This is a genomic window from Acetobacterium sp. (assembly GCF_041752335.1).
Taxonomy (GTDB): domain Bacteria; phylum Bacillota; class Clostridia; order Eubacteriales; family Eubacteriaceae; genus Acetobacterium.
Window position 1 is genome coordinate 75993 of the sequence record NZ_JBGSHG010000063.1, and the last position, 12344, is coordinate 88336.

Annotated in this window: 8 protein-coding genes; all 8 read left to right on the plus strand. The window is 42.7% G+C overall.

The features are described 5' to 3' along the window. Nucleotides 1-215: 215 nt before the first annotated feature. The 8 genes from ACEW8F_RS08540 (at nucleotide 216) to ACEW8F_RS08575 (ending at nucleotide 12218) form a co-directional block, all read left to right on the plus strand. Nucleotides 216-746 (plus strand): DUF2284 domain-containing protein, encoded by a 531-nt coding sequence (locus ACEW8F_RS08540; protein ID WP_373483049.1) that lies wholly within the window; start codon nucleotides 216-218, stop codon nucleotides 744-746. A 42-nt stretch (nucleotides 747-788) separates the two neighbouring features. Next, the gene (locus tag ACEW8F_RS08545; protein ID WP_373483050.1) at nucleotides 789-1301 is read left to right on the plus strand and encodes a hypothetical protein; all 513 of its coding nucleotides are present in this window, start codon (nucleotides 789-791) and stop codon (nucleotides 1299-1301) included. A gap of 106 nt (nucleotides 1302-1407) precedes the next feature. Further along, nucleotides 1408-3369: an FAD-dependent oxidoreductase gene (locus ACEW8F_RS08550; protein ID WP_373483051.1), complete on the plus strand. Its 1962-nt coding sequence runs from the start codon at nucleotides 1408-1410 to the stop codon at nucleotides 3367-3369. A gap of 104 nt (nucleotides 3370-3473) precedes the next feature. Further along, nucleotides 3474-4385, plus strand: coding sequence for a DMT family transporter (locus ACEW8F_RS08555; RefSeq protein WP_373483052.1), 912 nt, complete (start codon nucleotides 3474-3476; stop codon nucleotides 4383-4385). An 867-nt stretch (nucleotides 4386-5252) separates the two neighbouring features. Continuing rightward, nucleotides 5253-6227, plus strand: coding sequence for a helix-turn-helix transcriptional regulator (locus ACEW8F_RS08560; RefSeq protein ID WP_373483053.1), 975 nt, complete (start codon nucleotides 5253-5255; stop codon nucleotides 6225-6227). A gap of 63 nt (nucleotides 6228-6290) precedes the next feature. After that, nucleotides 6291-7994 (plus strand): NERD domain-containing protein, encoded by a 1704-nt coding sequence (locus ACEW8F_RS08565; protein WP_373483054.1) that lies wholly within the window; start codon nucleotides 6291-6293, stop codon nucleotides 7992-7994. 2 nt (nucleotides 7995-7996) lie between these two features. Beyond that, complete coding sequence (locus ACEW8F_RS08570; protein WP_373483055.1) at nucleotides 7997-10312, plus strand: dynamin family protein; 2316 nt, start codon at nucleotides 7997-7999, stop codon at nucleotides 10310-10312. After that, nucleotides 10299-12218 (plus strand): dynamin family protein, encoded by a 1920-nt coding sequence (locus ACEW8F_RS08575; RefSeq protein WP_373483056.1) that lies wholly within the window; start codon nucleotides 10299-10301, stop codon nucleotides 12216-12218. The genes ACEW8F_RS08570 and ACEW8F_RS08575 overlap by 14 nt, the downstream gene beginning before the upstream one ends. Nucleotides 12219-12344 lie beyond the last annotated feature (126 nt).

Below are 12344 nucleotides of genomic sequence, written 5' to 3' on the forward strand. Positions count from 1 at the left end.
AAGTCAGCTGGAGACGTGATGCTCACGCCTCCAGCTGTGAAGGTTTATTGAGTTTTTTTCGATCTGATGTCATAGTTTCATACCCCGATGTATTGCGTTCACGATTGTTTCATTATACAATGAGACGATCAATCCAGTCAATTGCGATTTTGGCTCTTGACTGGGACAATTAAATTTAGTTATGATAAAATATATAAAAAAGAGGCAAACAAAGAATGACAAGAGAAAATATTGAAAAGAAAATTACTGAGTATCCCATTTTTGAATATGCGTTTTTTGATCCGTCAGAGATTAATTTTTATCCGGCGGTGCGCACCATCTGTGAGCTGGAATGTCCCCAGTATGGCCAATCCTGGTCCTGTCCCCCGGCGGTGGGGACCCTGGAAGAGTGCAAAGAGCGGTGTCTGGGCTACGATCACGCCTTTATTTTTAGCACCATCTCCGAGGTCAATGACATTCTCAATATGGACGAAATGCTGGCCACCCGCTGCGAGCATTTAGAAATCGTCGAGGCGATCAAGGCCAATGTTTTTGGCGAACATCCGCATAAACTGATCCTCACCGCCGAATCATGCGCCATCTGTGAGGAATGTGCCTACCCTGAAGCGGCCTGTAAGCATCGTGACAAAATGTATCCCTGTGTCGAAAGCCACGCCATCTCGGTGACGGATATCTGTGAAAAAAAACAGCTGTCATTTTTAAACGGATATAATGTGATCACCTGGTTCGGGATGGTCTTTTTTTAGAAATGGTGGGCGGGAAGAGTCTGGGAGTCAGGTGTTTTAAGTATGAATTACCAAGAAAGCGGGGATAAGATGGATTTATCATTTTTAGGGATTGCGAGCAATCCCATTACAGTTTTTAGCCAGGCAGACAAAGCGGATTATTTACGGAACCCCGATGACATTGATGAGGGCATCCGGGAGCTGGTCGATGCGATTAATGCCATCGCGGCGTTTTTTTCGATGAGTGCTTGTCAGGGCTTTTTGATTGAGGCGGAACGGGAGGATCATTGCCCGGAAACCTATGTCGATTTTTATGTGATCGACGAGCAGTACCATCTGGCCCGGCTGTTGCTGGGATCGCTGGCCAGCAAATTTGGTGCCAGTATCGACTGCAAAGTGGTTTACGAAGCGGATTTTGATGTCACGGCTGAAGACGAAATCGTCGCGAACGGAATGGTTAAGCTGCGCCATAGCATTGAACTCTATGAGCTGCCTGCGGATCTGATGACGACCACCTATCAGGAACTGGTGGACCATATCAGAAAATTCGGGGCTGCCGTAAAGCAAACAGCCTAAGGCTTGTTTGAGGTTGTCGGTACTGGGTTATCTTTTTTGTTAGGCTGAGTTTTGTTCAATTCTTATAAATATGAAGTTATTCTGAAAATAAGAAGGTAGGGGAGAAATGATGGATAGGAAGGTCAGGGCTTTATTTGAGCCCTTCACAATCAACAAGCTTGAGCTGAAGAATCGGTTGTTTATGCCGGCGATGGGTGTACCCACCGTCGATGACAACGGTGCTTATACGAATGAGGCCATCGCCTTTTATGCGACCCGGGCCAAGGGTGGAGTGGGTCTGATCATCACTGGCGCCAATGAGGTGAAAAGTTTAGAAGAAAAAAAGACCGTATGTACTGATCCGGCACCATGGTTTAACCCTGATGCCTATATTTGTGCGGGGCAGGAAATGACCCGGCAAATCCATGATCAGGACAGCAAGATCTTTATTCAGCTGGCCGCTGGTTTGGACAACTTGAACAAAGACGCCCGGGCAGTACAAATTAAGCACTGTCAGGCGATGACCACTGCGGAAGTCCGGTTGCTGGTGGAGTCCTTTGCTTATTCAGCCAAAATTGTCAAAGCGGCCGGTTACGACGGAGTCGAAATCCAGTCTGGCGAGTTGCTGGATGGTTTTACGCTGGCCCTTTTTAATCAGCGAAAGGATTGCTATGGCGGCGATCTTAGAAATCGATTCCGGATCGTGATGGACATCATTGCTGCCATTAAGGAGGGCTGTGGCAGTGACTTCCCGGTGATTCTGCGGTTGGCAATGAAGAGTTATCTTAAAGCTGAGGGACAGCAAGCTCTGCCGGGGGAAGCATTTGCGGAACAGGGCCGTGATCTGGAAGAAGCCCTGGCGGCGGCAGTCATGCTGGAAGCGGCGGGCTGTGACGGTTTTGACGTGGCGGCGGGCATCAGCTTGTTTGAGAAAGCCTCCTATTGGAAATATCCACCAGTTTATTTTGATAAAGGGGTTTATCTGGATCTCAGTGAAGCCCTGAAAAAAGCCGTCCCGGTGCCAGTATTGGCAGCCGGAAAAATGGATGATCCGGAGCTGTCGGCAGAGGCGCTTGAAAAAGGCCAGTTGGATGCGGTGGGACTGGGTCGGCCCCTGCTGGCAGATCCCGATCTGCCGCAAAAGTTAATAAACGGCCAGGCGGAAGAGATCCGCCCTTGTCTGGGCTGTAATGATGGTTGTCTGGCTAATAAAATTGCTGGGGGCGAGGCCTCTTGCACCGTTAACCCGGCCTGCAACCGGGAACTGTTGTCCGAAATTGAAGCAGCCAAAACGCCTCAAAAAGTGGTGGTCGTGGGCGGCGGCCCGGCGGGAATGGAAGCCGCCCGAGTCAGCGCCTTGCGGGGTCATCAGGTGACCTTGTTTGAAAAAAGCTATGGCCTGGGGGGCAAGCTGAAATACAGCAGTCAGCGGATCTTAAAAACTGCCGACAGGCGGCTGATCCATTGGTATCAAACCCAGTTGGAGAACTTAAAGGTCGAGATCCGCCTGGATGAGCCGGCAACGCCGGAACAAATAGCGGCCCTCAATCCGGAGATCGTTTTTATTGCCCAGGGGTCTGAAGCCCGGAAGCTTATATTCCCGGGGATGGACAGCGAAAAAGTGACCAATGCCATTGATGTACTGACTGACAAAACCTTTGTCGGACCCCGCTGTCCGGCTATTGGCGGCGGCCTGGCAGGATGTGAGGCGGCCCTCCATCTGGCCATGCATCGTCACAAGATGATCATCGTGGATTCTGCCCCGGATATTCTGGCCGCTGGCATTCCGCTGGCCCCGGCCAACAAACAGATGCTCAAGGATCTGCTGGTCTTTTATCGCAGCGAAATCATCACCAATGCGACCCTCAAAGCCGTTACCGACGCGGGGGCGGTGATCGAGAAAAACGGTCAGGAACAACTTCTTCCGGCTCATCATGTGATGATTGCGGTGGGCTTTGAACCCGTTCCTTCCTTATATGAAGAATTAAATAACAACTACGGCCAGGTTTATAATATTGGTGACAGTCAGGCGATCAGAACTATTCGGGCAGCCATCTCGGCGGCCAATGAGGTGGCCTGCCTAATTTAATCACATGATTTAATTAAAATAACTCAAAACAGACAATTGTGAAAGCACCCTGAGTTTTGGGTGAATTTCGCAATGTCCATAAACAGCATCACCAGGAGAAAAATTTGAAAGATCGACTGCAGAACAAAGGCCTTATCTTTGCCCTGGCAACCCTCTGCTGCCTGCTCTGGGGGAGTGCCTATCCCTCAGTGAAAATCGGCTATGGGCTTTTTGACATCCAGACAACCGGTGCCCAGGTGTTGTTTGCCGGCTATCGGTTTACCTTGGCGGGGATGCTTACCTGGATCATTACCAGCATATACTACAAAAAAACCGTGGTACCGCGAAGGGCTGAATGGGGTCGGATGATCAGCCTGGGGCTGGTCCAGACGACCCTTCAGTATATTTTCTTTTATATCGGCCTGGCCAATACCACCGGGGTCAAGGCGGCAATTATCAATGCTACCGCCACCTTTTTTGCAATTCTTTTTGCCCATTTGATCCTGAAAAACGAAAAGATGACCCGGGCCAAGATTTTTGGCTGCCTGCTGGGCATGGCCGGGGTGATCATCATCCAGCTCAATGGCGGAAAAATCGACAGCAGTTTTTCCCTGACGGGGGATGGTTTTCTCTTTCTGGTCTGCATTGCCTCTGCCCTGGGTGCCGTGATGACCCGGATCTTTACCAAAAAAAGCGACGCGATGATCCTAACCGCCTATCAGCTGATGATCGGCGGGGTGGTGTTGATTGTGGTGGGCTTGATGATGGGCGGAACGATCACCCAGATCACCATCCCGGGACTGCTGCTGCTCGGCTATCTCGCCACCTTGTCAGCGGCAGCCTTTACCATCTGGGCGATCCTGCTAAAGCACAATCCGGTGGGAATCGTGGCTATCTACGGTTTTATGATTCCGGTCTTTGGGGTGATGCTGTCCGGGATTTTTCTCGGCGAGCAATTTATGAGTCTGCGGATTCTCGTTTCCCTGGCCTGTGTCAGCGTCGGGATCTGGCTGGTTAACCGCGAAGCGGGCGGGTGAGGTGGAGAGAATAAAGAGATAAAAACAGGATGCCGTAAAAAATGGCAGCCTGTTTTTTTTATGTTTCGGTAACGACAAGTTAGTCTTAAAGCAAAAGTTTTCGATATATCGAAAAAATATTTTATATGGGTGACGAGAAATGTCGCCAGGTAACGGCTACACAATCGAACTTTAAGTAGCGGGTTATTTTCTTTTTTCCGAAAAAATTCGGGCACACAATTTGCCACATTTTGAAATTTTCTGTGAGTCGTGTTTGATGAAATTGGCGAGGATGAAGTGGCTTTTTTCGCAAAATGGATTTGAATCTTTAACATATGTCAAAGATTTTTAGAGAGTGAAAAAAAGGCATTAATTTAGACAATAAATGTTTTGAAAACGTTGATAAAAGGCGTATAATAAAAAAGTACGGTTTATTGTAGCAAAGAAATCATGTTTTTATTTCTGGCGTTTCATTAAAATAAAATGATGATAATAATGGCTAGGGGCCTATCAGTTGATTATTTCGGTCTTTAAGAAATTGATAATTAAATATCGTTATCTCAGAAAGCGGATCAAAAGGAACAGTGGCGCTGGATGAGCGCAGTGCGGTAAATAAAAAACGGATAAATTGATGGTTAAGGACAGATGTTGTCCATCCCATTTCGATATAATCAGGATATCAAATCAATCAATGGAAAAGGGGAATGACAATGTTATTTGAGAAAAAAGACCAAGATCAGAAAAAAAAACATAAGCCACTATGCCAGATCTGCCATCAGAATCCGGCCACAACCACGATGCGAGGGCCGCTTGGGCTGGTGCAGGTATGTAAAAGCTGCAAGAAAAATTGGCGGATTTGAAGGGCGTTAAAAAAGGGGGGACAGTTCAGTGAAATCACATTATGATGAAAAGAAAACCGCCCGGATCCTGGCCATTTATGATCAGATCGTCCGCGGCGAGATCGTCAACAAGCAGAAATGGGCCGAAAAACAGGGAGTCAGCGACAAAACCATCCAGCGGGATCTGAAGGAGATCGAAGATTATCTGCAAACACTTTATCCCGAGAGTGCGGTGGCCTATGACCGGAAGCGTCAGGGACACCGGCTATTTCGCGAAGGCAGTATGGCGCTGTCGGATCACGATATCTTTGTGGTGATTAAGGTATTGCTGGATGCCCGGGCTTTCAGTCAAAAAGAAATGGAAGAAATCCTCGATCATCTGCTGCGCCTGTCCTATAACCGTAAGGCGATTGAGCTGGCTATCGGCAATGAACGCCAGTTTTATCAGCCGGTCAAACACGGCCAGGACTTAATTGAACGAATCTGGTTTTTCAGCCAGAGTGTTCAGAAGCAGCAGGTGCTGGATGTACAGTATCAAAAACAGGATGGCACCGTAAAAGCCTATAAAATCAATCCCCTGGGGCTGCTGTTCAACGAGTATTATTTTTATGTGATCGCTGAGATCAACGGTAAGGAGAACCCCGTTTCACTGGTTTTCCGGCTCGATCGTTTTCTCAATTACGCTTTTTGTGAGGGCGATCAGCGCTTTACGATTGACTACGGCAACCGCTTCCTGGAAAGCGAATTCCGGGATCGGATTCAGTTTATGTATACCGGTGAACTGACCACGATCCGCTTCCGGTTTTCCGGCCCGTCCCTGGAGGCGGTGCAGGATCGGCTGCCTACCGCCAAGGTAGAGAAAACCGAAGCCGGCGTCACTACCCTGTCAGCCCGGGTCTATGGCGAAGGGGTCAAGAAATGGCTGCTTTCCCAGGGCGATTGGGTTGAGGTATTAAGCCCACCGAGTTATCGCAAAGAGATGGTGGAGATGATTGAGCGGATGCAGCGGAAGTATGGGGCGTGAAAAAAATAATTGTTCATAAAAAAACTAATTTTTAAATTTGCAGTTACAGGGAGAAAGTAATCCATGGGAAAAGAGACCGTATTCCTCCCACCCTATTGTGGTGATGAGGTCAAGAGTAACGCCGAACGAAAAGTTTTTGAAATCTTGCAGGACTTGGAACTGAAAAATGCAGTGGTGATCCATTCATTGGGACTGCCAAGGCATCAGACAAAGGTCTATGGCGAGATTGATTTTGTAGTTGTTTGTGAAAAAGGCATTGCCTGCCTTGAGATAAAAGGGGGGCGGGTTGCCTGTCAAAATGGGCAATGGCTTTTTACGGATCGTCATGGAAACGAAAACAGAAAAAACGAAGGCCCTTTTGCCCAGGTAACTGGCAATATGTTTTCTCTCAAGAACGTCATTAAAACAAAGTTCAGAGGAAATCACCATTTCGGTAATATTCTTTTTGCGTCCGGGGTGCTTTTTCCCGACATCGAATTTCTTTCTCAGGGCGAAGAAATTATCTCCGGAATTATTTATGATGAAACAACCTTAGACATTACCGCTTATCTGGCAGGCATCTTTGACTATTGGGAAAATCAGCAACGGTCGCTGCCTTCAGTTTTATCAGCACAGGATATTAAGGAAATTGTTGGTTTCCTCAGAGGTGAATTGCTTTATCAACCGAGTCTCGGCAGTCGGATTGAAGATGTCGATCGTTTTTTATCTCGCTATACCGAAGACCAGAAGGCCGTCATCAAAGGTCTGACCGGAAACCGCCATTTAATGATCAAAGGCGGTGCAGGAACTGGTAAAACATTTTGCGCCCGGGATTATGCGCTGCGGGAATCAGCCAATGGAAGCCGGGTGTTGTACCTGACCTTTAACAAGAATTTAGCCACCGCTTTGAATCGTGAGATTAAAGATTGTGAGCAGCTCAAAATCATCAATATTCATGGTCTGTTTGTGGAAGTGATACCAGTGGATCTGGATTTGCTCAAACAAGACAGCAAGCATTATTTCGAAGAAGTGATGCCAGAACACTATTATCAAAAGCTCAAAGCCATGTCACACGATGAATTAGAAGTTGTGCAGTACGATCTGCTGGTAATCGATGAGGCCCAGGATATCCTGCGGAGCAACTATCTGTTCTGTCTGGATCTTTTGCTTCGTGGTGGTTTGGACAAAGGCCATTGGGCCATTTTCTATGACGACAAGCAGAATTTGTTTAATCCGCATTTTGAAGAGGGGCTGGAAATGCTGGAAGACTGTGATCACATAAAATTTACCTTATTTACCAATTGCCGGAATACCCGGCAGATTGGCGAGTTTAATGCCAAAGTCAGTAGTTATGAACTCAATGAATGTCTGCGGGAAAACGGCGAAGACGTTACCGTTATCCATTATCAGAATAATGACCAATTTGAACAGGAAATTACCAGCCTGATAAGAACTCTTAAAAAAGAAAAGGTGCAATTATCGGATGTGGTATTCTTATCGCCGAAAAAATATCAAAATTCAAAAGCAAAAAACTGTCTTGAAAGAATCGGCGGGGTCAATGAACTGCATGACCAAATTGAGATTCAAAACAATAAACCGGTTTTTGCAACCATCCAGGGTTTTAAAGGATTGGATGCCAAGGTGGTAATCCTGGTGGATACCGATAAGATTTTTGATCATAACTTTTCGAAATATATGTATATTGGGATTTCGCGGGCCAGGGGGAAGTTGTTTGTGATGGTGGATGAGAAAGTGAATAAAGAGAGAATGTTAAGAGATGAGGATTAGTGATGGAAAAGAGTAAAATCTTAGAGGCAAACATAAAAAAAATCAAGAATACAAAGCCAGTTAATTCAAATATGATTTATTCAAGCGAAATGCAGATATTGCTGGATCGTCTTGGTGACTCGGATTTTAAAGTAGCGGTTGTAGGAGAATTTAGCTCGGGTAAATCGACATTTATCAATGCAATGTTAAAAAAAGATATCCTGAAACACGAGTCCAGAGAAACGACAGCTTGTATCACTTATCTTGTCAATGTTCCAAAAAATTCTGATAAAGATGGCAAATGTGAAGTAACCTTCAAAGATGGTCAAACAATCAGTTTGGATAGTTTGGAAGATTTAAGAGAGGTCACAACAACCAGTTCAAACAAACATAATGTCAGCAGTGAAATTAGTTGTGTGCGAATTATGCAGCATTTTTTTGATGAAAATGAAAATTTCACATTGATTGATACCCCAGGTTTAAATGGTATAGCAGACAACCATCGACAGCTGACAATAGATGAAGTTAAAAATGCCCATGCTTGCATTTATTTATTACAGCTTAGGAGTTTGACGAAATCTGATGTTGAATTTATAAAATATTTAGCCCAGTATCAGGATAAGTTTATTTTTGTTCAAAATTTCATTGATGAGCTGAAATCCCAGGAAGGAGAAACCGTTGAATTAAAAATACAAGAAATTGAAAAAATTTTAAAAGAAAGAGTATTTAACGAATTAGACGGGGACTACGAATACAAAGTTTGTGGTGTTTCTGCGATTAAAGCCTTGACTGCTTATGATAATTCCATAAAAAGGCTGTATGCCTATGATGAAATTGACTTGTCCGAGACAGATAGGAAACAGTTACTGGAAGAATCCTTATTTGAGGAATATGCGATAATTTTAAAGAATGACTTTGGCAAAGAGAAGTATGAAGAGGTAAAAACAAAGGCTGTTCAAAGTACCTTTGAAAATCTGCTGCAGAAGATTCTGATCAAAGCAGAGGACATACTCGAGACAAATCAGGAATTATATAATCAGAGCAAGGATAAAACGCAAATTGAACACCTGGCAAACAAACGGAATATACTGGCGGAAAAAAGAACAAGTAATAAAGGTATCATCGATAACTTTATTCTTTCGGAGCAAGGGAAAATCAAACGTCTGTTAGTTGATGATATTACCTTGCAAATAAAGGGATTAAATGAAGAAATGGCAGAAGTAATTGGTAGCCAAAGTGATTACTCTGGTTTTAAAGAACGTGTTACCAATCAAAGCTTCAATCGGATGATTCAAACGAGACTTTATTCTGTAGATCAAAAAGTTGAAAATAATAAGAATAACTGTCTTCAGCAACTGTTCAACAATGTATTGTTGAGAATTGATGAACTGTGTACCTGGAATCAGATGGATAATAAAAATTCAAAACTTGATTTTGAAAAAATTGCTTTTGAACAAAATGATTCTATGGAAAAAGAAAAAAGTTATTTGGAAAATCTGAGAAATCAGTTAAAAAAAGAAAAGGAAAGAATAATAAAAAACGAGGTCGATAGTGAAAAAGCGAGAGCTGAATTAAAGGAACAAAGAGAACAAATTGAGAGAACAAAAAGGGAAATTTCTGAAGTTGAAAAAAAACAAGCGAGTATGATCAATCGTTTGGGACAGAAACCAGCAAAAGAACGGAAAACTCGTCCAGTTAAAGAAGAACGATATCGCGATGGTATTTTGGGTGGTATAGCAAATTTCTTTTGTGGTACAAAAACAGTAACAGTTGAGAAAGAATACTTTGATGACAGCCGTTGTAAAAAATGGGAAAAGGATCTGCGGGATATTAAAGAAAAATCCGGAGAAAACAGGGATCGGTTAAATCGGCAGATCAGCATGCTGGAATCAAATGTCATCAGTAAGGAGGAAAATTTAAAGCATACACAAATGGATAAACAAAAAGCTGATCAGGCTTATCAGAATGCAAAAAAACAATTGGAAGAAAAGGAAAAAGAACTGAAGTTTTTCGAAGAAAAAGCAATGAAAGAGTTTTTTGAGGTGAAAAAGAACGAGTATATTAAATTGATTTCTAACTATCTTATCGACGATGAAAACTCGGTACTTCAAACTAGAATTGAGAGCTTAAGAGGTAATCTTGAAAAAAATATTGAGATGATTAAAATCAATGCTAGAAAACGTTATGATGAGACTTATGATGCAAATTTAAAAACAATTGACAGCTTAATCAATGGAAAGCAACAGTTATTGACAGGTGAACTAAAAGAATTTGAGGTTTCCATCCAATTATATAGAGAAATATTAAACAATGGAGGTGCGGCGTATGCAAAATGCTAAAGAATTATTTATAGAAAACAAGAATCAGATTATTGATCTTTTGAATCGGGGTAAAGAGTACTTTGAAGAAGTTGAGAATGAGGAGAATGCTAAAGCATTAAGTTCGCTGATTAAAGATGTTGAAACGGGTGAGTTTTCAATTGTTGTGGTTGGCGAATTCAGTAGTGGGAAATCGACTTTTTTGAACGCCTTAATGGGTGATAAATTCTTGCCTTCCTTTACCAGTGAGACAACGGCGACAATCAATAATTTAAGACATGTCGCAAAATCAGAAACAGGTTTACCGGGACAGGTGAAGTATTTTGATGGGCGAAGCATTGACCTGGAAACAATCGAATTTGAAGCGGTTGAAAAGTATCTTACAACTAGCCAGGGAAAAAATTGTGAGAATGTGGCAGAAACGATCGAATGCGTGGATTTGTATTTGGATTCAAAATTTTTAGAGGACGGCGTAGTTCTGGTTGACAGCCCAGGTTTAAATGGCGTTGCGGATAAACATCGGGAGCGGACAATACAACAGATTAATCAGTCTCATGCAAGTATTTTTGTTTTTTCGGCAGAACAGCCGGGAAGAAAAACAGACTTTGAATTAATAAAAGAACTAAGAAGTAAAGTTGATTCTATAATCTTTGTATTGAATAAAATTGATTGTGTAAAAACATCAGAACAAACACTGGATAGTGTCATGGAGGTTTTAAAAAATAGTTATAAGGAAGTTTTTCCCGAAGAAGTAACGATTCCTAAAATTTGGCCAATTTCTTCTTATCAGGCCCTTATTTCCAGAGCAACCTCAGATCTTGAGTATCATGGAAAGATGACTTTTTCTGGAGTAGAAAAAGAAAAGTTTTTAAATGATTCTCGAATAGAGAGCTTTGAAGACCGATTATGGCGGTTTCTTACCCTATCCGAAAAATCCAAACAACAGTTATTGGCGCCAATTAAAAAAGTGGAGATGAACCTTACAATTGAAGATAAAGAGCTTAAGGAAAAGCTGGATCTGCTGGAAGGAAAAAAAGATGCGGATGCTTTGACAGAAGAAATATATGAAATAGAGGAAAAACTGAAAAAAACTAAAGAGATTAATCTGGAGAAAACAAGTGAGCTTGAGAAACGACTGAAAGACATTGAAAGAGAAATTCGCGAAAAAGCTGAAGCAGATTTTGAACGAGTGAAAAAGAAACAGATCAAAAAAATTGAAGATTGGGCAGATCTGGAAGAATTAGAAGAAATAGTTGAAGGATTTTCCAAGACAATTGAGAAAGAAAAACGGAGTTTGGCAAGCAGTTGTGATGAGGTCTTTAATGAAAAAATAAATGACTTAATGATGCTCTATTATTCAGAATTCAGAGAGTTATTGGAATTGTCTGTTGATAGTTCAATCGATATTCACGTGGATACCAAGTTGGAAATTACTAACGAAGATATCCATTTGGGTATTGAAGAGTACCGAACAAAGATTGAAGGTCTGGAAAGAGAAATTTTACTACTGCAAGAAAAAATTGATGGCGCTGAAGAGGATGTTTGGGAAAAAAGAAAAAGAGAAGAAAAGTTTAGAAAACTGGAGTATGAATTAGGGGCCGCCAAGGATCGTAAAGAAATGTATATGAGCAATGTAATTGTACCGGCAGTTGAGAAGCGCGAAGTGATGGTGGATGAATATCGTTCCAGAGGCGGGTTATTAGGTGGACTAACAACGCTACTGGTTGGCCAAAAACTGGTTACAACTGCAAAATTAGAAACTGATTCCAGTGAACGGGATGCGTGCCTAAAAATGTTAAAGGAAAAAGAAACAGGATATAATGACGAAATTTCCCGACTAAGTAGTGAATATAATGAGCTGGACAAAGCTGATATTGATACACAAAAAGCGGAGCTAATAGTAAAAAAGATTGAATGTGTTTGGTAAAATATTAGTTAAGCAAAAGGTCTCCAAAAAGTTGTGCACCCATTAAGGTGGTTTCGAAGCAAAGAGCCATTGTCAATACCGATCAAATGCGTTACCTTTAAAGATGTCCAGTCTCTAAGAAAGGTA

What these genes read in the sequence shown, in the direction of transcription:
- ACEW8F_RS08540 (WP_373483049.1), top strand. Translation starts at nt 216, where the DNA reads ATGACAAGAGAAAATATTGAAAAGAAAATTACTGAGTATCCCATTTTT.
- ACEW8F_RS08545 (WP_373483050.1), top strand. Translation starts at nt 789, where the DNA reads ATGAATTACCAAGAAAGCGGGGATAAGATGGATTTATCATTTTTAGGG.
- ACEW8F_RS08550 (WP_373483051.1), top strand. Translation starts at nt 1,408, where the DNA reads ATGATGGATAGGAAGGTCAGGGCTTTATTTGAGCCCTTCACAATCAAC.
- ACEW8F_RS08565 (WP_373483054.1), top strand. Translation starts at nt 6,291, where the DNA reads ATGGGAAAAGAGACCGTATTCCTCCCACCCTATTGTGGTGATGAGGTC.
- ACEW8F_RS08570 (WP_373483055.1), top strand. Translation starts at nt 7,997, where the DNA reads ATGGAAAAGAGTAAAATCTTAGAGGCAAACATAAAAAAAATCAAGAAT.
- ACEW8F_RS08575 (WP_373483056.1), top strand. Translation starts at nt 10,299, where the DNA reads ATGCAAAATGCTAAAGAATTATTTATAGAAAACAAGAATCAGATTATT.